Source organism: Winogradskyella sp. MH6, assembly GCF_022810765.1.
GTDB lineage: Bacteria > Bacteroidota > Bacteroidia > Flavobacteriales > Flavobacteriaceae > Winogradskyella.
In genome coordinates, this window is record NZ_CP094494.1 from 3,353,367 (window position 1) to 3,372,580 (window position 19,214).

20 protein-coding genes are annotated in these 19,214 nt (G+C 34.4%); 4 read left to right on the forward strand and 16 right to left on the reverse strand.

All coding sequences use genetic code 11. The features are described from left to right. Positions 1 to 35: 35 nt before the first annotated feature. The 5 genes from MST30_RS15040 to dnaK form a co-directional block, all read right to left on the reverse strand. Positions 36 to 1,049 (reverse strand): sugar-transfer associated ATP-grasp domain-containing protein, encoded by a 1,014-nt coding sequence (locus MST30_RS15040; protein WP_243472231.1) that lies wholly within the window; start codon positions 1,047 to 1,049, stop codon positions 36 to 38. Positions 1,050 to 1,136: 87 nt separating this feature from the next. Beyond that, positions 1,137 to 1,778: a GNAT family N-acetyltransferase gene (locus tag MST30_RS15045; protein WP_243472232.1), complete on the reverse strand. Its 642-nt coding sequence runs from the start codon at positions 1,776 to 1,778 to the stop codon at positions 1,137 to 1,139. 23 nt (positions 1,779 to 1,801) lie between these two features. Next, positions 1,802 to 2,446, reverse strand: coding sequence for a GNAT family N-acetyltransferase (locus MST30_RS15050; protein ID WP_243472233.1), 645 nt, complete (start codon positions 2,444 to 2,446; stop codon positions 1,802 to 1,804). An 8-nt stretch (positions 2,447 to 2,454) separates the two neighbouring features. Beyond that, a complete protein-coding gene (locus tag MST30_RS15055; RefSeq protein WP_243472234.1) occupies positions 2,455 to 3,321 on the reverse strand; it encodes a beta-keto acid cleavage family enzyme in 867 nt (288 codons plus the stop codon). Between the two features lie 207 nt (positions 3,322 to 3,528). Beyond that, positions 3,529 to 5,436 carry a molecular chaperone DnaK gene (gene dnaK, locus MST30_RS15060; protein ID WP_243472235.1) on the reverse strand — a complete coding sequence of 636 codons (1,908 nt, stop codon included), beginning with the start codon at positions 5,434 to 5,436 and terminating at the stop codon, positions 3,529 to 3,531. A gap of 195 nt (positions 5,437 to 5,631) precedes the next feature. On the opposite strand from dnaK, the gene MST30_RS15065 reads away from it, so the two are divergent. After that, a complete protein-coding gene (locus MST30_RS15065) occupies positions 5,632 to 6,144 on the forward strand; it encodes a dihydrolipoamide dehydrogenase (protein WP_243472236.1) in 513 nt (170 codons plus the stop codon). A 105-nt stretch (positions 6,145 to 6,249) separates the two neighbouring features. Further along, positions 6,250 to 7,674 (forward strand): L-serine ammonia-lyase, encoded by a 1,425-nt coding sequence (locus MST30_RS15070; protein WP_243472237.1) that lies wholly within the window; start codon positions 6,250 to 6,252, stop codon positions 7,672 to 7,674. A 77-nt stretch (positions 7,675 to 7,751) separates the two neighbouring features. On the opposite strand, the gene MST30_RS15075 is transcribed toward MST30_RS15070, so the two are convergent. After that, entirely contained in the window at positions 7,752 to 8,210 is a 459-nt protein-coding gene (locus tag MST30_RS15075; RefSeq protein ID WP_243472238.1) for a nuclear transport factor 2 family protein, read from the reverse strand. A 105-nt stretch (positions 8,211 to 8,315) separates the two neighbouring features. Between MST30_RS15075 and panB the strand changes: the two genes are divergently transcribed. Both panB and MST30_RS15085 read left to right on the forward strand, forming a co-directional pair. After that, positions 8,316 to 9,134 carry a 3-methyl-2-oxobutanoate hydroxymethyltransferase gene (gene panB, locus MST30_RS15080; protein ID WP_243472239.1) on the forward strand — a complete coding sequence of 273 codons (819 nt, stop codon included), beginning with the start codon at positions 8,316 to 8,318 and terminating at the stop codon, positions 9,132 to 9,134. Positions 9,135 to 9,173: 39 nt separating this feature from the next. Next, positions 9,174 to 9,872 carry an RluA family pseudouridine synthase gene (locus MST30_RS15085; protein ID WP_243472240.1) on the forward strand — a complete coding sequence of 233 codons (699 nt, stop codon included), beginning with the start codon at positions 9,174 to 9,176 and terminating at the stop codon, positions 9,870 to 9,872. Here MST30_RS15085 and MST30_RS15090 read toward each other — a convergent pair. The 10 genes from MST30_RS15090 to MST30_RS15135 all read right to left on the reverse strand — a co-directional run bounded on the left by MST30_RS15090 (position 9,869) and on the right by MST30_RS15135 (position 19,171). Next, entirely contained in the window at positions 9,869 to 10,693 is an 825-nt protein-coding gene (locus MST30_RS15090; RefSeq protein WP_243472241.1) for a sensor histidine kinase, read from the reverse strand. The two genes, MST30_RS15085 and MST30_RS15090, sit on opposite strands and share 4 nt — an antisense overlap. Then, positions 10,645 to 11,340: a hypothetical protein gene (locus tag MST30_RS15095; RefSeq protein ID WP_243472242.1), complete on the reverse strand. Its 696-nt coding sequence runs from the start codon at positions 11,338 to 11,340 to the stop codon at positions 10,645 to 10,647. The genes MST30_RS15090 and MST30_RS15095 overlap by 49 nt, the downstream gene beginning before the upstream one ends. 11 nt (positions 11,341 to 11,351) lie before the next feature. Next, entirely contained in the window at positions 11,352 to 11,846 is a 495-nt protein-coding gene (locus MST30_RS15100) for a hypothetical protein (RefSeq protein ID WP_243472243.1), read from the reverse strand. An 86-nt stretch (positions 11,847 to 11,932) separates the two neighbouring features. Next, positions 11,933 to 12,778 carry a 5-oxoprolinase subunit C family protein gene (locus MST30_RS15105; RefSeq protein ID WP_243472244.1) on the reverse strand — a complete coding sequence of 282 codons (846 nt, stop codon included), beginning with the start codon at positions 12,776 to 12,778 and terminating at the stop codon, positions 11,933 to 11,935. Beyond that, the gene (pxpB, locus tag MST30_RS15110; protein ID WP_243472245.1) at positions 12,771 to 13,499 is read right to left on the reverse strand and encodes a 5-oxoprolinase subunit PxpB; all 729 of its coding nucleotides are present in this window, start codon (positions 13,497 to 13,499) and stop codon (positions 12,771 to 12,773) included. The genes MST30_RS15105 and pxpB overlap by 8 nt, the downstream gene beginning before the upstream one ends. 7 nt (positions 13,500 to 13,506) lie before the next feature. Beyond that, a complete protein-coding gene (gene pxpA, locus MST30_RS15115) occupies positions 13,507 to 14,247 on the reverse strand; it encodes a 5-oxoprolinase subunit PxpA (RefSeq protein WP_243472246.1) in 741 nt (246 codons plus the stop codon). After that, on the reverse strand, positions 14,244 to 15,467 hold the full coding sequence (locus MST30_RS15120; RefSeq protein ID WP_243472247.1) for an Nramp family divalent metal transporter: 1,224 nt from the start codon (positions 15,465 to 15,467) through the stop codon (positions 14,244 to 14,246). Before MST30_RS15120 ends, pxpA begins: the two co-directional genes overlap by 4 nt. Then, on the reverse strand, positions 15,467 to 16,585 hold the full coding sequence (locus MST30_RS15125) for a DUF2891 domain-containing protein (protein WP_243472248.1): 1,119 nt from the start codon (positions 16,583 to 16,585) through the stop codon (positions 15,467 to 15,469). The genes MST30_RS15120 and MST30_RS15125 overlap by 1 nt, the downstream gene beginning before the upstream one ends. A 59-nt stretch (positions 16,586 to 16,644) precedes the next feature. Further along, positions 16,645 to 18,183, reverse strand: a complete 1,539-nt coding sequence (locus tag MST30_RS15130) for a YifB family Mg chelatase-like AAA ATPase (RefSeq protein WP_243472249.1) — start codon at positions 18,181 to 18,183, stop codon at positions 16,645 to 16,647. Between the two features lie 28 nt (positions 18,184 to 18,211). Beyond that, positions 18,212 to 19,171 carry a YheT family hydrolase gene (locus MST30_RS15135; protein ID WP_243472250.1) on the reverse strand — a complete coding sequence of 320 codons (960 nt, stop codon included), beginning with the start codon at positions 19,169 to 19,171 and terminating at the stop codon, positions 18,212 to 18,214. Positions 19,172 to 19,214 lie beyond the last annotated feature (43 nt).

Genomic DNA, 19,214 nt, shown 5'->3' on the forward strand with positions numbered 1-19,214 from the left:
ACAGACATAAATAATCTCTATTTGACTCTTCAATACTATTCTAGTGCTTTTGCTAATATTTCATCTGTAAACCTACCAAAAAAAGGTCCTGTAACTATTTGAACTTCTAAACCCTGATTATAGGTATTATACTCAATCAAAACTGGTTTATTTTTCTTATTAAGAGCAATATCCCATGAAACAATTTTAAAATAAGGTATTCTTACATGCATAGCTTTCACCATCTCTATAATTAAATCATAATTTGGTACGGCATATCCTTTAAGCTTTATTCCTGTAGAAGTTTCACTAACTGCCAAACCTTTTTTTGGATAGCCTTTAGTCTTAAATATTCCCTTACTATCAACACCACATAATAGACCGCCAGAAGAGTAATTATCTGTACGACTATTTAAACCTCCAATTCTAGCTGTTGAAGAGAGAATATGCACACCTTTTTCGTTTAAATAGGATATAACACGTAAAGTATTGATACTTGATGGATTAAGCGCTCTCATTATCTCACTTTGATCTAAAAACCCCTGAACAATAAAATCTTTTTTGTAAAGCTTAAGTAGACTTTTAATACTTAGATTTTTGTATGATATTTCATTACCTATCACCTCAAAGGCTACAACATTTTTACCTCCACCAGAATCGATACTTGGCTTTATAATAAGAGGCTTACCATATTTACTTATTTCATTTATAGCCTCAATGAGACTGACAGGTTTATCGTTTATAAAATAAAAACCATTTATATTCTGAACCACTCGTAGTGGTAGTTCAAAATCCTTAAAAATTCTGTATAATATATTCTTATCTAGTAATGCTGGCCACTGTGTAGATTGATTTAGTTTTGGTGAAATCTTAGTTTTAAACATTCCTAAAGGAATATAATCTTTATGAAACTCACCATTCTTGGATTTGTAGAACGCATGCCAATCTGTGTGGTTTAGCTTGTAACCTCGAGACTTAAAAAATATTTTTGCTTCCTCTATTTCGTTTGAATTCAATTTAGAAATATTATTATCTCTAATTAAAGCTTTAATCCGCGTTCTAGAATTCATTGAGTGGTTAAAATCTAGAAAACGCTTTTTGATACGTTTTAAATATTTGGTCGATATTTTTTTTAAAAAATGGAACATATCATGGAATTAATACTTCTTTAAGGTGTAATTAAATGTCCATGTTTTAAATAATATGATATTTAAATAAAGAGCCACGGTTTTAGCATTTAGTTTGTGTTGAATCTTCAATGCAGACTTGTTAAAATATTCTGTAATGCCATGATGAAATTTTACTCCCTCTTTCTCAAATAACCCAAAACGTTCATACTTCATGTAAGGAGATATATTTTTACCTCTATACTTATCAAAAACATATAGACTATGTATGTAAATATCCTTTTCTCCTAATGGGAAATAACGCTTTCTAAAATAAAAAGGATTACGTTTTATAAGTGAATATGCAACAATTTCATTATTGTTCTTAATACCCATACATATATCACCATTTTTTAGATCTTCGAGAAAATCTTTTTGTTCTAAGCCACTAACTGAAGCTTTTATCTGTTTTAAATCTGACTTTTCAAATACCGTAATTTTTGAACTTATTTTTTCACCTCTAATTTTCTGAGGTGTAGCTGTATCTTTTGTTGAAACAAAGTGATAATAAGGCATTATATCTATTCCTATCCTTGCAAGATTATTACGTAGACCTTGCAAAAACAAGCCATGTTTGGTGAGTTTATAAACCCACTTTATTCTATTTACAATTCCTTTTTTATTATTTTCCATTACAATAACATCTAAAGAACTTTTTAGTTATAGCTCCTTAATGTAAAATTAAAAGTCCACTTCTTTAAAATGACTAAACTTAAGTAAAGTTTAATTGGCTTGGAATTTAGTTTTTTCTTAAATCTAATTGTAGATTTATTGAAATACTCACTAACACTGTAATAGGTTGTTATACCTTTTTCTTTCAAATACTTATAACTATGGTAGCGTAAATACGGAGCAAGATTTAACCCTCTATATGCCTCAAAAGTATACATACTGTGCAAGTAGCTTTCGCTAGGTTGTAAATCAAAAAAGCGTTTTCTGAAAGTAAATGGCTTACATTTTATAAACATATATGCAGCTATTTTGTCTTTGTTCTTTAAGCCAATACATATTTCACCATTTTTAAGATCTGCTAGTAAATCTTTCTGTTCAATACCAATTATTGTGTTTTTTATATAACTGATTTCATTTTCCCCAAATGTTGTAATTTCAAAATCTATATCTTCCCCCCTAATTTTTGGTGGCGTAAAAGGGCTAGTAGCTTCCTTTACCCAATAATATGGCATAAAGTCTAAGCCAATCTTAGCAAGGTTATTTCGTACGCCATGCCAAAACAGTCCATGCTTAATAATATTAGAAATCCATTTAATTCTATAAGTTAAGCCTCCTTTATCTCCTTCCATATTGTATGCTATTTATAGATACGACCGTAACGACCATTACCTGGTTCCATATCCATTATACTCCTAAATTCTGAAGGAGTCATAACCTCTCTATTATTAGCTTTAGCTATTATATGTACCCTCTCTATAAGTGCAGCATTGGTTGCTAATTGGGTTCGTTCTGCATCGTACCATATATTGTCTTCAAGACCAACGCGCACTCCTTTCCCTATAGCAATAGCCAAAGAATTCATCATTAATTGTCCATTTCCAATACCTGCAATACTAACCAGCGAATCCTCTGGAATATCATTGAGCATTACTCCTGTATGCAATAAGTTGGTTTGTGCACAGGCTATATTCCCAAAAAGAAGGTTGTAATATAATGGAGGTCTTATATAATCTTTTTTTACCAGATATTTCCCAAAATTAATCATCCCAACATCAAACACTTCTAACTCTGGTACGATGCCTTTAGATTTCATAGTATCAGCCAAGTCTTCAATCATGCTTGGTGCATTCATGCTTGCCACCTTATTAAAATTTAAAGAACTTAAAGTAAGACTTCCCATATCTGGTTTCAGATCACCTTCTAAAGACAGCACATCCGCTCTTTTGTCAAGAGTATTAAAATTACGCCCACTTAATGAAGTACAAATAACTAAATCTGGTGCATATTTTCTAATACCAGCTATAAGTTTTGCATAAACTTCTTTTTTATATGTAGGCTCACCTGTTTTTTCATCTCTAGCATGTATATGAGTCATTGTTATGCCTAATTCGTATGCACGATGAACATCTTCTATTATTTCATTGACAGTAACAGGAACATGAGGAGTCATGTCCTTAGTAGGTATCATTCCGGTAGGAGTGAAGTTTATTATCAGCTTATTCATTTCGATTTGGGTTAAATGATTAGGCGAAAACTAATTTATTTATTGCATAAAACGCAAATAATCCGATAAAAAGGGAATCTATAACTATAACTTGAAGATTTTTTGCCTTAAAACCATAAAAAAACGCAACCTCCCAATAACTATGGGAGATTGCGTTTTGCATATCTTAGATACCTGCCATCCAAAAGAATGGCATTCAAGATTTTATTACTTCACTTCTTCGAAATCCACGTCTTCTACATCGCTAGATTCATCAGATGGCTGACCTTGCGCTCCTGCATCAGGACCTGGTGCTCCACCTTGTTGAGCTTCTGCTTGTGCTTTGTACATTTCTTCGCTAGCTACTTTCCAAGCTTCGTTAATTTTCTCTAAAGCTGGTTCTATAACTGCGATATCTTTAGACTCGTAAGCTGCTTTTAATTCAGCTAAAGCATCTTCAATTGGCTTTTTCTTATCGTCAGATAATTTATCTCCAAATTCTTCTAACTGCTTTTCAGTTTGGAAAATCATTCCATCTGCCTGATTTAATTTATCAGCAGTTTCTTTTGCTTTAGCATCTGCTTCTGCGTTAGCTTCAGCTTCCGCTTTCATCTTTTGGATTTCTTCTTCAGTTAATCCAGATGACGCTTCAATTCTAATGTCTTGCTTCTTACCAGTCGCTTTATCTTCTGCAGATACTTTAATGATACCGTTGGCATCAATATCAAAGGTTACTTCAATCTGAGGTGTTCCCCTTCTTGCTGGTGGAATTCCATCTAAGTGGAAACGACCGATTGTTTTGTTATCTGCTGCCATTGGACGCTCACCTTGTAATACGTGAATTTCTACCGATGGCTGATTGTCTGCTGCTGTTGAGAATACTTGCGATTTCTTAGTTGGAATCGTAGTATTAGCTTCAATCAACTTGGTCATAACGTTACCCATAGTTTCGATACCAAGTGATAATGGAGTGACGTCTAATAAAAGAACGTCTTTTACATCACCAGTTAAAACTCCACCTTGGATACCAGCACCTAGAGATACAACTTCGTCTGGGTTAACACCTTTACTTGGTGCTTTACCAAAGAATTTCTCAACGGCTGCTTGTACGGCTGGTATACGTGTAGATCCACCTACCAAAATTACTTCATCAATATCAGATTTAGACAAACCTGCTGCTTTTAATGCAGTTTCGCAAGGCTCAATAGTACGCTTAATTAAATCGTCGATTAACTGCTCAAATTTAGAACGTGTTAATGTACGCACCAAGTGCTTTGGTCCGCTTGCTGTAGCTGTTACGTAAGGTAAGTTAATCTCTGTTTGTGCAGAAGACGATAACTCTATCTTAGCTTTTTCAGCTGCTTCTTTAAGACGTTGTAAAGCCATTGGATCTTTACGTAAGTCCATGTCTTCGTCTGCAATAAACTCTTCTGCTAACCAATCTATAATTCTTTCATCTACATCATCACCACCTAGATGTGTATCACCATCTGTAGATAATACTTCAAATACTCCGTCACCTAATTCAAGGATAGAAACGTCGTGTGTACCACCACCAAAATCGAATACTACGATTTTTTGGTCTGATGATTTTTTGTCTAAACCATATGCTAATGCTGCTGCAGTAGGCTCATTAATAATACGTCTTACTTTTAAACCTGCAATTTCACCAGCTTCTTTAGTAGCTTGTCTTTGTGCATCGTTAAAGTAAGCAGGCACTGTAATAACAGCTTCAGATACGTCTTGTCCTAAGTAATCCTCGGCAGTTTTCTTCATTTTTTGAAGAATCATTGCAGATAACTCTTGTGGTGTATATAAACGACCATCAATGTCTACTCTTGGTGTATCGTTATCACCTTTTACCACTTTATATGGTACACGTTCTGCTTCTTTTTTAGACTCAGAATATTTGTTACCCATAAAACGCTTAATAGAATAAACCGTTTTTGTTGGGTTAGTTACTGCTTGTCTTTTTGCCGGATCACCAACTTTAATTTCACCACCTTCTACGAAAGCGATAACCGAAGGTGTAGTTCTCTTACCTTCAGCGTTTGGGATTACAACTGGCTCGTTACCTTCCATTACAGAAACGCAAGAGTTAGTTGTTCCTAAATCAATTCCAATAATCTTACTCATAATTATATTTGTTGTTTTATTTCCGCTATCACGGAAAGTGTTGTATTTTAATTTTTAAACTCGTTTACTAATAGTCAATGATTATGCCATGACAAAAAATGTGACATGATGTCAGATTACTTTTTTGAAAAGATTTTTCAATCAAACATACTTTGGAATACGATTTGATGTATTATTGAAAAAAATTTAGTTATTATGAAGCGTATTTTATCCTTAATTACCGTATTTACTTTATTGTTTACAGCCTGTGAAGGTGATCCAGGACCACAAGGGCCTCCTGGTTTTAATGGACAAGATGGACTAGATGGTGTTAACTTTGTAGGGCAATCCTTTGAAAGAACCATAAATTTCACTTCTACAAATGATTATATTGTAGACATAGAAATTCCTCTTGATATTGAACTGCTTGAAACAGACATGGTTTTAGTCTATAGATTTCTAGGGCAGATAGATGGTTTTGACGTTTGGAAACCATTGCCAGAGACAGTTTACACAGATGATGGCGGCGAATTTCAATACAACTTTGAACACAATTATGATTTTGTCACCATTTATTTAAACGCTCCATCTACATTCGATTTCAATTCACTTTTAGATGAAGACCGATTAGATCAAATATTTAGGATTGTGGTCTTACCTGTTGATTTTGTAAATAGCACTGACATAGATCTCAATAACTATAATGATGTAGTTCAATATGTACAATAGCATTCTATACATTAAAAAACAATTAAGCGATGAAAATAATCATCGCTTTTTTTATGCAATTTAGATTTAAACAATAAAGTATATTTGCCAAATTAAACTTAACAAATGGAATGTATTTCTGTCTTTGATATGCTAAAAATTGGTGTAGGACCTTCGAGTTCTCACACTTTAGGACCTTGGCGCGCAGCAGAGCGCTGGATAAAAGAACTTAAAGACAAAAATCGTTTTCATAAAGTCGAAAAAGTAACGGTAGATCTTTATGGCTCTCTATCTCTAACAGGAAAAGGGCACGCTACTGATCTTGCCGTATTACTTGGTTTAACAGGTGCAGATCCTGAGCGCATTCCTGTTGATACTATAGACATCATTATTTCTTCAATTAAGAATACAAATACCTTAATGTTTAACAACGAAAGGCCAATTGCCTTTGATATTAATACAGACATTAAATTCAATCGTAACTTCTTACCTTTTCATGCCAATGGTATGTCATTTTCGGCATTAATTAATGGTCGAAATTATAAGTCTACCTACTACTCTATTGGTGGCGGATTTGTGGTTCAAGAAGAACGAAAGATTTCAAAAGCCAATAAGATTATTTTTTATTGCACATTTCCTTATCCTATTTCTTATGGTGATGAACTCATAAAGTTTTGTCATCAACTCAATTTACCTATTTCTGGTGTTGTTTTAGAAAACGAAAAGTCTATAAGAGATATTGAAATCATAGATTTTGAGTTGCAACGTATTTGGGATACCATGTTAGAATGTATGTACGTTGGTTGCCATACCGAAGGCACATTGCCTGGTGGACTTAATGTACGCAGACGAGCATTTGACATGCACAAAAACTTAATTGGTGATTTTACCTATGAAAGTCCTCAAGAGTGGCTAAAAACTATTAGAAAAACCGAAGTTAAATTTAGACAAATCCTTAAATGGGTAAGCTGTTTTGCTTTAGCGGTCAACGAAGTTAATGCATCGCTTGGACGCGTGGTTACAGCACCAACAAATGGAAGTGCTGGTGTAATTCCTGCTGTATTGATGTATTATTTAGTGATTGAAAATCATGATGCTGACTTTGAAGAAATTAAAAAATTCTTACTCGTGGCAGGCGAAATTGGCAGCATCTTTAAAAAAGGTGCAACCATAAGTGCTGCAATGGGAGGTTGCCAAGCTGAGATTGGTGTTTCATCAGCCATGGCTGCTGGTGCATTATGCGAATTACTTGGCGGAACACCAGAACAAGTTTTAGTAGCTGCAGAAATTGCCATGGAGCATCATCTTGGTCTTACTTGCGATCCTATTGGTGGATTGGTACAAATACCTTGTATAGAACGTAATTCTATGGGAGCTATAAAAGCTATAAATGCTGCTGAGTTGGCGTTAGAAACCGATCCTAATAATGTGAAAGTACCTCTCGACAAAGTGGTAAATACCATGTGGGAAACCGCTAAGGACATGAATACAAAATACAAAGAAACCTCTGAAGGAGGATTAGCTGTTGGTGTACATTTAAGCGATTGTTGATTTAGACTTTTTAGATTAATTAGATTGGTTAGATCTGTTAGATTTGATATAATCTAAAATTCTATAAATCTAATGATCTATTTTTTGCATTCTTCTCTTCGTCTTGTGTCTACTAAATAAATAATTTTCCACACGTCATCTTCTTTCATTAATTGGAAAGAATTGACCCCACAATGGCTAAAGTTTCCGTTATACCAAAATTCGTAAGGTGTCCAAGCGTTTGCCATATTTCCATCTACTTGAATATTGAAGCTTAATAACTTTTCTTCAAATGTATTATCCTTTGGAATACTTGCAATGTTTTTTAAAAACTGACCGTATTCACTTTCATGTAAGACTGATTTACCCTCTTTATTTACAGAGATTGATTGTAGCTTTATGTCACCTTTTGCCATGGTTTTTAAAGCTGTGGTATCTTGTTTGTGAAACGCATCAAAAAAGTTGACAATTGTTGCTTTTACAGCTTCAGAATCTGTGTCTTGTGCCTGAACACCAAACGAACAGCAAAACATGATTAATAGTAATAGTTTTTTCATCTTGAAATAGTTTTGGTTCAAATTAATGATTTGTCAGTATTTGTGTCTTAGATTAAAGAAAGTTTAACAAAACTCTTTATTTTTACAGATATTAATTTAACTACTATGTCAGTCGCAAAAAAAGAATATAAAAGAATAACCGTAAAAAGCCTTGTAGAAATGAAATCTAGAGGCGAAAAAATATCAATGCTCACCGCTTATGATTATACAATGGCAAAAATTGTAGATGGAGCTGGTGTTGATGTTATTTTGGTTGGTGATTCTGCAAGTAATGTTATGGCAGGTCACGAAACAACACTTCCCATTACATTAGACCAAATGATATATCACGCCTCTTCGGTTGTTCGTGCAATAGATAGAGCATTAGTTGTTGTAGATTTACCTTTTGGTACATACCAAAGTGATCCTAAAGAAGCGTTACGTTCTGCAATTAGAATTATGAAAGAATCTGGTGGACATGCTGTGAAATTAGAAGGAGGTAAAGAAATTAAAGATTCTATTAAGCGTATTTTAAATGCTGGGATTCCTGTAATGGGTCATTTAGGACTAACACCTCAGTCTATCTATAAATTTGGAACCTATACAGTAAGAGCAAAAGAAGAACAAGAAGCACAACAATTAAAAGAGGATGCCAAAATGCTTGAAAAAGCAGGTTGTTTTGCTATTGTATTAGAAAAAATACCTGCTGCTTTAGCTAAAGAAGTTGCTGATAGTGTGAGTATTCCTGTTATTGGTATTGGAGCTGGAGATGGTGTTGATGGCCAAGTGTTAGTACTTCATGATATGATTGGCATGACTCACGAATTTAACCCAAGATTTTTACGCCGTTACATGAACCTTTACGAAGAGATGACGAATGCTATTGGACAATATGTAGAAGATGTAAAGAGTCAGGATTTTCCTAATGAGAAAGAGCAGTATTAAAAAGTCCCTTTATTCGCAATAAGGGAAAATTAACAAATCGTGTCAAAAATTTTATCAAATAAGAACAATCTTCAAATCCTTTATGAAGACAACCACATCATTGTGGTTAACAAACGTGCTGGAGATATTGTACAAGGTGATAAAACTGGTGACAAACCGCTAAGCGATGTTGTAAAAGACTTTTTAAAAGACAAATACAACAAGCCTGGTAATGTGTATTTGGGTGTAGTACATCGCTTAGACAGACCTACTACAGGTATTGTGCTTTTTGCTAAAACCAGTAAAGCCTTACCACGTTTAAATAAATTATTTGCTGAAAAGAAAACCAATAAAACCTATTGGGCTTTGGTAAAAAACAAACCACCAAAAACACAAGACAGACTTGTAAATTGGCTAAAGAAAAACCCAAAGAACAATAAATCTACTGCCTTTGACAACGAAGTTGAAGGCAGTAAAAAAGCAATTTTAAATTATCGTATTCTCAAAACTTTAGATAATTTCTACTTACTTGAAATTGATTTAGAAACCGGAAGACATCACCAAATTCGTTGTCAGTTGGCCAAAATTGGTTGCCCAATAAAAGGGGATTTAAAATATGGGTTTCCTCGTAGCAACAAGGACGCTAGCATAAGCCTTCATGCCAGACAACTAGAATTTACGCATCCTGTAAAAAAAGAAAAACTTAGCATTACCGCACCTTTACCAGAAGATGCCTTATGGCTAGCTTGCGAAGATTAAGCTTTACGATACGGATAGATTAAGGTAAGCACAGTGCCTTTATCTGGCTCTGATTCTAAGCTAAATTTAGCATCCAAAAGTTCAGCGCGCTTTTTCATATTTGTCATTCCAGAACCTTGTTCAGCACCTTCTGTATCAAACCCTACTCCATCATCTTTAACCTTAATTTTGAGCTTATCGATACCATAGTCCAGATAAACTTTTAAAGTTTCAGCTTCAGCATATTTTAAGGTATTAGAAAGAAACTCTTGGATTATCCTGAACAAAATAATTTCATCCTTTTTATTCTCAAGATTTTGATCCTTACCTTTAATTTTAAGCGATGCTTCTATTAAGCCTGATTTGTTTAAGCGATTAATTTCATTTTCAACAGTTGCCTTAAAACCCATATTTTGTATCACATCACTGTTTAGTGATTTTGATAAGGCTCTGACTTCAGCGAGACTCTCCCTCAAGGCTTCTGAAGCGTTCTCTACTTTAGGCTTAAGGTCTTCAGTAGCATTACGAGACACACTATTCATTTGCATAGTTGCAAAAGCTAATAACTGACCAACATTGTCGTGCAGTTCTCTCCCAACATTCTTAAGCGTTTGCTCCTGAATTTCCTGTTGTGTTTTTATTAGCTCTTGGTCAAATTGCTTTTGTTGTTCAATATTTTTTAATAATAGTTGGTTTTTTCTCTTTTGAAAGGTCAAAAAGAAAGCAACAAAAACAACAACAATAGTTAATACAAAAAAGACAACATATACAATTAATGCAATCTCTTCTTCTGTTATTCTTTTTTGAACTGAATAGTATATAAGAAGGCAAATGTAAAGCATGAATATAAAAACGTATTAATAAGGAACATGAAAACTATTCTAAATTGAACGAACCCTTTATTTACTGCTAAAAAATAACTATCAAACGTAAACAGTGGAGCTACACACAAATAAAATAAAAGTAGCCCAGAACTTATATAGAATACTGGTAATCTGTAAAAAAGCAAAATTTTATTACTAGCCAATAATTGTTTGTAATATAAAATTACAAAGATAAGAACGGCAAATGTTCCCAAAAACTCATCATAAGGTAACGACTTCTCAAAGAATGTCCCACTAATTAAAAAATACGAAATTGTAAAAATTACATATAAAACAACTGTAATTTTAATGATAATTTTAGATGGTTTTGAATGAATAATATCTCTAAAAAACTTTCCGAATATTAGAATTGAGACAAATGAATAGATGTTATACAACCAAGTATTAGAGCATATAACACTGTTTTTAAGCCATATAAACCAATCGTAATCATAGTTGTTTAGCAATAGATAACCATACATCCCAACAGTTTCAACCAAAACAACAAACCATAGATACCAAATGAAAATTTTCATTTGGCTATCTTTAGTTTTTAGATAGTAATAAGTACCTGCAAGAGCAGCAATAAGTTCAACAATATGAATTGCCAGTAAATAATTTGACACTTACTTTAGACTTACTGAGGATAATTTGCACTTGGTGGGCTTCCATCACCTCCCTTATTAAGGCCATCAGCATCTCCAATATCATTACCTCCACCTTGTAAAGTTGGCAACACAGAACCTTCTGATACATTTTTAGAGCCTGTTGGCACAAAGAACATGGTCATTAATCCTGGTCCTTCTTTGGTATCTGGATAGGCACCAGCATAAAGTCTTAATCCGTCTAAGGTGTAACCTAATGAATCTGCTTGTTGCTTAGCATGTGCAATATAAGACTCTATCTCTTCTAGAGCATACCAAGACGATCTGTTGTCTGGTGTTTTAATTAAAGAATCGCTAATAATAGTGTGTCTGCTATTATAAGCTTGGTCGAGTGCTTTAATTTCAGCTGGAGTAATTAATCCTTTTGGTTTTGTCATTTCTTCTAAATTTTGATTGGTTGATAGATAGTAATAGGTTCCGGCAATACCAATAACCACACCTACTAGAAGTAACAATAGCTTTTTCATAATGTTGAGGTTTAATTAATAGTTAAATCTAATGTATTGAAATTATGAAACATATAAAAACTATTATTCATTCTTTTCTTACAAATTTATTCTTTTAATCTAAATTTTAATGTGTTTCCTGTTGTTTTTTGAGCAAGCATATTTATTGCGCTTTCCATCAACTGTAGTACTCTTGGATAGCCTCCTGTAGTTTGGCAATCTCTCGTTAAAACTATTAAATTGCCATTTGGTGTAAGTTGGACAGTTCCAGGTAAAACTGGTGCACTTAGTATTGGTTCTAAGTCATTTTCAACCATTGGCTCTAACTGATAAGCCATTCGGTTATTGTTTTTTGACACTTTGAACTCTCCATTTTCTATTTGCTGTTTTTGTTTTTCTGAAAGTCTATCAAATTCAGGCCCTTTGAAGACATCTAAGGTGTTAGACTTCAATATGGAATCATCAAATTTGACTTTAGAATTTGAACCATGAAGGCTAGAAAAAGATTGATAAGGAACTAACTCTCCTTTGTGTATTGTGTTGTTGGAAGTAACTGGATTGTACTGGCTTCTACTCCCTAAAAGCACATCAGATTTAAAACCTCCTTTAATGGCTAAGTAGGTTCTAAAGCCTTGCTCTACTTGTGCAAAATGCAATACATCATTAGAGTGAATATGCATTAATTTATGCTGCTCAATAGGCATATCATTGAGTTTAGGATTCATAAAAGCACCAGAAACAACAATAGTGGTTGGTTCTAAAAACTGAAATTTACCACCTACCATAGTCATTTCAATAAGTGCAGCATCTTTAGTATTACCAAGCAAAGCATTTGCAAATTGAGCCGAATACGAATCCATAACACCAGAAACAGGAACTCCATAGTCTCTATAGCCAAAACGACCATAATCTTGTAGGGTTGAATAAAATCCAGGTTGTAGAACTTTAAGCATTTTGTAAAGGCTTTAATTGAAAACAACCATGCTTTACATCTTGTTCTAAGTCTAAAAATTCTGACTTAGAAATGGGATAAAATTTGAGTTGATCACCTGCATTAAAAACACAAGGAGGATTTGTTTTTGGATTGAAAAAATCTACAGGAGTATTGCCAATAATATGCCAACCTCCAGGACTGTTTTGTGGATAGATTCCGGTTTGGTTTCCTCCTATGCCAACAGCACCTTTTTTCACATCTAAATTTGGTGTTGATTTTCGATCTAAATGGAGCTTCTTATCGAGCCCTCCCAAGTATAAAAACCCAGGTAAAAACCCTATAAAAAAAATGGTGTATATTGCAGTAGAATGAAGCTCAATAACTTCAGTTTCTGAAAGCTGTTTTTGTTTGGAAAATTCGTTTAAATCCATCCCGAATTCATCGTCATAACACACCGGAATTTTCCATAACTTAGATTTTGAATCTACAAGATCATCTTCGGTAAATTTTAGCGCTTTTAGCCTAAATATCTCATCATTGATATTATCTATAGTGTAATTATAAATTACTAATATCGAATTGAATGCATTAATTACCTCAACTTTTTGTTTAATATATTTTTTCTCAATTATATTTTTGAAATTAAGGATGTCTTTTAGCATATTTTCATCCATAATAGCTGGCCATTCAATTAAAATTGAATGTTCATTATAACGCGAAAATTTTAATTCATACTCCATTAAACAGCTACTGAATTTTTACATTATATTTTGGCAATTCCTTCGTTAAAAATTCCAAAATTTCAAGTGCATTTTTAGTATCTCCATGCACACAAAATGTCGATGCTTTTATTGGCACTTCTACTCCATTAATTGTCGTTACTTTTTCGCGATGAATCATCCCTAAAATATGATTCAAAATTTTGGAATTTTTATGTAAAATTGCATCCTCTTTTTTACGCGAAACCAGACTTAAATTTTCTTCATAATTTCGATCTGCAAAAGCCTCAAAAGTCATATTGACTTTTTCCTGCTCAGCAAGCTTAGAAATTGCAGAATTATAGGGCACATAAAGTTGAATTGGCATGGCTATACTTTTTACCACTTCAATAATTATTTTGGCTGTTTTTTCATCTTTAGCTGCTAAATTATAAAGCGCACCATGTGGTTTTATATGATGTAATTGTGCATTTTCCTTATGCAGAATTTGTTGCAGTCTTCGAATTTGCGACTTTAAACTACTGTACAAGTCTGCTGCAGATATATCCATAACAGCCCTTCCAAAATTCAATGGGTCAGGAAATGAAGGATGCGCACCTATCTTCACCTCATGATTTTTGGCTAAACGCACTACTTCAGTCATGGTTTTGGCATCGCCTGCATGACCTCCACAAGCAATGTTACAGGACGATAAATAAGGCATCAGCAACGCTTCGTTACCCAAACCTTCACCAACATCGGCATTAATATCTACAGTTTTAAAACTCATATAAGATTAAAAACACTTAGAATTACTTTTAGTCCTAATAAGATAGTGATTACCAAAATAATTAAACCCAAAAAGTTTTGAAATTTTGAGTTTTTATAGGTGCCTAAAACTGATGTTTTATTCATAATCCACAATAAAAATCCAGCAATTATAGGTAATAGCAAACCATTAGCAACTTGCGCGAATTTTATAATTTCTATGGATTTAAAACCTACCGAAGAAAACACAACACCAAGACCTAAGATAAACATCCAAACTGCTCTAAATCGTGAAGATTTTAAATCAGCTTTCCAATCTAAGCAACCACTTGCCACATAAGCTGCAGCTAAAGGTGCTGTAATAGCACTTGTGATTCCTGCTGCAAATAGGCCAACCGATAAAAAATATTTGGCATTAACACCAAATAATGGCTCTAAAGCCAAAGCTAAATCTGCTGCATTACTTACATCTTTTATATTGATTGCCGCTGCAGAAATAATAATACTCATAGAAACAATACCTCCCAAAACCACAGCCAAAACAGTATCTTTTCTAGCCAATTTAATATCCGATTTCTTGTTCCATTTCGTTTTTGCCAACGAGGCATGCAAAAACAGATTGTAAGGCACTACAGTTGTACCAATAAGTGCCACAATAGTTAATATACCTTCATCAGGGAATTGTGGTACCAGCATATTTTTCAGTATACTAATAACATCTGGTTTGGTAAGAATTGTTGTTGACAAAAACGCCAAACTCATTAAAATAACGAGACCTACTAAAACTTTTTCAAGCACTTTATAAGTTCCTAAGTACAGTAGCATAGAGACCAGTAATCCTAATACCCATGGAAGAACAGATAACTCTACATTAAATATATTAACGGTTGGATGCCCTAAAAGTGTTTCTAAACCCAACGCACCTCCACTAATGTTTCCTGCTTCGTAAGCTGCATTACCAACAACAATGGCTGATAACACTAAAACAACACTAAAACCTCTTAAAACAGGACTTTTTACCTCTTCTCGGATAACCTGAGATAATCCTTTCTGGGCAATAATTCCTAATCGTGCTGCCATCTCTTGCAAAACTATTGTTGCAAAAACCGACAATACCATTGCCCAAAGCAAGGCATAACCAAAGTTAACACCTGCTAAAGTACAAACGGTTACAGTTCCTGGACCAATAAATGCAGCAGCTACCAAAGGTCCTGGCCCAATATTTTTGAACCAGTTTTTCATTAGTTACTTACTGAGTTTAGTGCATAAATAGCAAAGCTTCCTAGCCAATGACCGCCTTCATAACTATCACCAACAATGCTTGGCAAGGAATAGTTAATGTGTTTGTTTGCCAAATTTTGAAGATGATTAAACTCTGGTAAATTCTTCGCAATGTAATTTAGACTCCATGCTCTTGAAAAATTCACACCATCTAAATGTACCAACTTACCATCGGTTCTATCTGACACTTTACCAACTTCGATATTAAAATCTTTATTATTTAATGCTGGAAGAAAATCATTTACCCAAGACAGAAATTCTTCTTTTGGCAACACACGTTTCATTAAGGCTGCTTCTTCCAAACAAGGTGATAAAAAGTCAAAACCACTTGGCTCCCATTCTAACGGACAATCTTGATCCTCTGAATAAAATTCCTTTGCTCTATTTTCAATCAAAGTTTGTAGCTGTGTATTCTCAGCAGCCAAAGCATAGTCATAGGCAAAACTCAACCCAAAAGCAGTATTAGGATGCTCTCCCACTCTAATTGGATAATTTAGTTTTGGCAGAAATTCCAAATAACGCTCAACAATTAAATCGGTTAAAGGCTGAAGATTTTCTTCTAAGATTTTAGCTTCAGGATGATTCCAAGTATGTAATTCTTCTGCTAACTTTAGCAGCCATGCCCAACCATAAGTACGCTCGTATGAAGTGTTGTGTTTCCCTGTAAAATAGATAACTTCTTGCTCTATGTTTTCTTTTGAAATGTTAGCTAATAATTTTTGAATGACTTCTTCACGATTATTCAACTCTGGAAACTCCTTCAATAGTTTTACCAAACTCCAATGACCATGCACAGCAGAATGCCAATCGAAACAACCATAAAAAGCAGGATGTAATTCTTGCGGAGATTTTAAATCGTCATTACCACCTAAAACCTGTCCTAACTTATTAGGATATTCTGTATTAATACAGTGAATTGGCAGTGTTGCTAAACGATTGGCTTGTTCGAGGTTGAGTTGTGGGACTTCAACTATTTCCAAAGGTTTTGGGTTGGCTTCTGTAACATCAACCTCTTTTTCCTTTTGATTATTACAATTGAAACCTAACACAAGTAATATTAAAATAATTTTATTTTTCATGGTTTATCAAAAACTAAATTGAAAATTTGTACGACAAGATATCGACTTTTAAGGAATTTTTAGCCTAACCAGCCTTCACGATCTAAACTTCTATATTGAATGGCCTCACTGATATGTGCTCCAGTGACATCATTAGAACCTTCTAGGTCTGCGATAGTTCTAGACACTTTTAAGATTCTGTCGTAAGCTCTAGCCGAGAGATTTAAACGCTCCATGGCAGATTTTAACAACTCTAAAGAGCCTTCATCGAGTTTACAAAACTCACGTATTTGTTTGGTATTCATTTGAGCATTGTAATGCACATTTTCTAAATCTTCAAAGCGTTTGGTTTGTAATTCTCTAGCTGCTGTAACACGTTTTCTGATATCAACTGAAGACTCACCTTTTCTATCGTCGGAAAGTTTTTCAAATGGTACTGGAGTCACTTCAATATGAATATCGATACGATCTAATAATGGTCCCGAAATCTTACTCATATAACGTTGCATTTCCGCTGGACTAGACGTTACAGGCGCATCAGGATCGTTAAAATAACCGCCTGGACTTGGATTCATACTTGCGACCAACATAAACGAACTTGGATAAGTAACAGTAAACTTTGCTCTGGAAATTGTCACTTCTCTATCTTCCAACGGTTGGCGCATAACTTCTAGAACTTCACGTTTAAATTCAGGCAACTCATCTAAAAATAAAACTCCGTTATGAGATAGTGAGATTTCACCTGGTTGTGGATAGCTTCCGCCGCCAACCAAGGCTACATTGCTAATAGTATGGTGTGGACTTCTAAATGGTCGTTGTGCCATTAAACCTGTATGGTCTTTGACACGCCCAACCACAGAATGAATCTTGGTTGTTTCTAGTGCTTCATGCAAGGTCATTGGCGGCAAAATACTTGGCAAACGCTTTGCTAACATGGTTTTTCCAGAGCCTGGCGGACCAATAAGAATAATGTTATGACCACCTGCTGCTGCAATTTCCATGCAGCGTTTAATGCTTTCTTGGCCTTTGACATCTGCAAAATCAAATTCAGGAAAATCGAGGTTTTTATAGAACTCTTCTCGTGTATTGATAATGGTTTGCTCTAAGGTTTCATCGTTATCAAAATGGTTGATAACCTGTTCTATATTATCGACACCATAAACCTTGAGATCATTAACTATTGCTGCTTCTTTGGCATTTTGGCTTGGCAAAATAAAACCTTTAAAACCTTCCTCTCTAGCCTTTACCGCAATTGGCAACGCACCTTTTATAGGTTGCAAACTACCATCTAAAGACAATTCACCCATTATGAGATACTCATCTAAATTTTCTGCTTTAATTTGATTAGATGCTGCTAGAATTCCCACTGCCAAAGTTAAATCGTAAGCAGAACCTTCTTTGCGTAAATCGGCTGGCGCCATGTTTATTGTAATCTTCTTTCCTGGAATTCTGTAACCGTTATTTTGCAAAGCTGCTGCAATACGGTAATTACTCTCTTTTATGGCGTTATCTGGAAGTCCAACCAAATGGTAACCTACACCTTTATCTACATTTACTTCTACTGTAATCGTTGTAGCTTCGACACCAAAAACGGCGCTTCCAAAAACTTTTTTGAGCATAAAGAATTGATTTGCTTAAATCTACAAATTAAAGTTGATTTACAAAATCTAGAGCTCGTCTCTCATTATAATATATATTCCCTTTATCAATAAACCCAACATGCCCACCATACTTTGGCATTTCTAAATAAAGATTTGGATTTTGCTTAGCTTCCTTAACGGAATAACATTCTGCTGACAAAAAAGAATCGTTAAGCGAATTGATAATTAGTGTTGGAATAGCAATACTCGATAGATATTGTAAACTGCTAGCGTGTTCGTAATAGTCTAAAGCATCCTTAAAACCATGGGCTTTTGATGTATATACATCATCAAAATCTACCAAGGTTTTAATGGCATTAAAATCAGCAGTAGAAATATCTTGTGAAAACTGCTCTAGCTTGGGCTTCAACTTGTCTTTAAGATGCGCTAAAAACCTGATAGCATAGTGTCGGTTTTTTATATGCATCAAAGCATCTGAAGCCCCTTTTAGATAACATGGAGATGAAACTGCAACAATACCTTTTAGTGCTTTTGGTAATTGTTCTCGCTCACCAGCATATTTTAAAGCCATGTTAGCACCAAGACTAATACCTTTTATATAAATGTCGCTGTATTTGTCTTGTTTTAAAATATAGTCAATGACTGCTTCTAAATCTTCCGTAGCACCAGAATGGTAACTTCTAAACAAGCGATTTGGCTCACCACTACAACCTCTAAAATTTACAGCACAAGCATCTACACCATTTTCATTAAATAATTTAGCGGTTCCTGTAATGTATGGTCGTTGCGCATTGCCTTCTAAACCATGAAGTAAGACAATCACTTTGTCCGAAGGACTTTCTGCATAACTCCAATCTACATCTATAAAATCACCGTCGTCTAACTCAATACGTTCTCTGGTTTGTAGAACACCGCTTACTGTTCTTGCTAGTCCTGAAAATACAGTAGACACAAAGCTTTTCTTTGCCCAAAATGGTGGTTTGTATGTGGATTCTATTATTGGCATGTTCTAGCTATTGGCTATTAGCTTTTGGCAGTTAGCTCAAAGA

Excerpts from the sequence above, each read along its gene's own strand:
- MST30_RS15040 (WP_243472231.1), bottom strand. The coding sequence starts at position 1,049 with ATGAATTCTAGAACGCGGATTAAAGCTTTAATTAGAGATAATAATATT.
- MST30_RS15045 (WP_243472232.1), bottom strand. The coding sequence starts at position 1,778 with ATGGAAAATAATAAAAAAGGAATTGTAAATAGAATAAAGTGGGTTTAT.
- MST30_RS15050 (WP_243472233.1), bottom strand. The coding sequence starts at position 2,446 with ATGGAAGGAGATAAAGGAGGCTTAACTTATAGAATTAAATGGATTTCT.
- MST30_RS15055 (WP_243472234.1), bottom strand. The coding sequence starts at position 3,321 with ATGAATAAGCTGATAATAAACTTCACTCCTACCGGAATGATACCTACT.
- dnaK (WP_243472235.1), bottom strand. The coding sequence starts at position 5,436 with ATGAGTAAGATTATTGGAATTGATTTAGGAACAACTAACTCTTGCGTT.
- MST30_RS15065 (WP_243472236.1), top strand. The coding sequence starts at position 5,632 with ATGAAGCGTATTTTATCCTTAATTACCGTATTTACTTTATTGTTTACA.
- MST30_RS15070 (WP_243472237.1), top strand. The coding sequence starts at position 6,250 with ATGGAATGTATTTCTGTCTTTGATATGCTAAAAATTGGTGTAGGACCT.
- MST30_RS15075 (WP_243472238.1), bottom strand. The coding sequence starts at position 8,210 with ATGAAAAAACTATTACTATTAATCATGTTTTGCTGTTCGTTTGGTGTT.
- panB (WP_243472239.1), top strand. The coding sequence starts at position 8,316 with ATGTCAGTCGCAAAAAAAGAATATAAAAGAATAACCGTAAAAAGCCTT.
- MST30_RS15090 (WP_243472241.1), bottom strand. The coding sequence starts at position 10,693 with ATGCTTTACATTTGCCTTCTTATATACTATTCAGTTCAAAAAAGAATA.
- MST30_RS15100 (WP_243472243.1), bottom strand. The coding sequence starts at position 11,846 with ATGAAAAAGCTATTGTTACTTCTAGTAGGTGTGGTTATTGGTATTGCC.
- MST30_RS15105 (WP_243472244.1), bottom strand. The coding sequence starts at position 12,778 with ATGCTTAAAGTTCTACAACCTGGATTTTATTCAACCCTACAAGATTAT.
- pxpB (WP_243472245.1), bottom strand. The coding sequence starts at position 13,499 with ATGGAGTATGAATTAAAATTTTCGCGTTATAATGAACATTCAATTTTA.
- pxpA (WP_243472246.1), bottom strand. The coding sequence starts at position 14,247 with ATGAGTTTTAAAACTGTAGATATTAATGCCGATGTTGGTGAAGGTTTG.
- MST30_RS15120 (WP_243472247.1), bottom strand. The coding sequence starts at position 15,467 with ATGAAAAACTGGTTCAAAAATATTGGGCCAGGACCTTTGGTAGCTGCT.
- MST30_RS15125 (WP_243472248.1), bottom strand. The coding sequence starts at position 16,585 with ATGAAAAATAAAATTATTTTAATATTACTTGTGTTAGGTTTCAATTGT.
- MST30_RS15130 (WP_243472249.1), bottom strand. The coding sequence starts at position 18,183 with ATGCTCAAAAAAGTTTTTGGAAGCGCCGTTTTTGGTGTCGAAGCTACA.
- MST30_RS15135 (WP_243472250.1), bottom strand. The coding sequence starts at position 19,171 with ATGCCAATAATAGAATCCACATACAAACCACCATTTTGGGCAAAGAAA.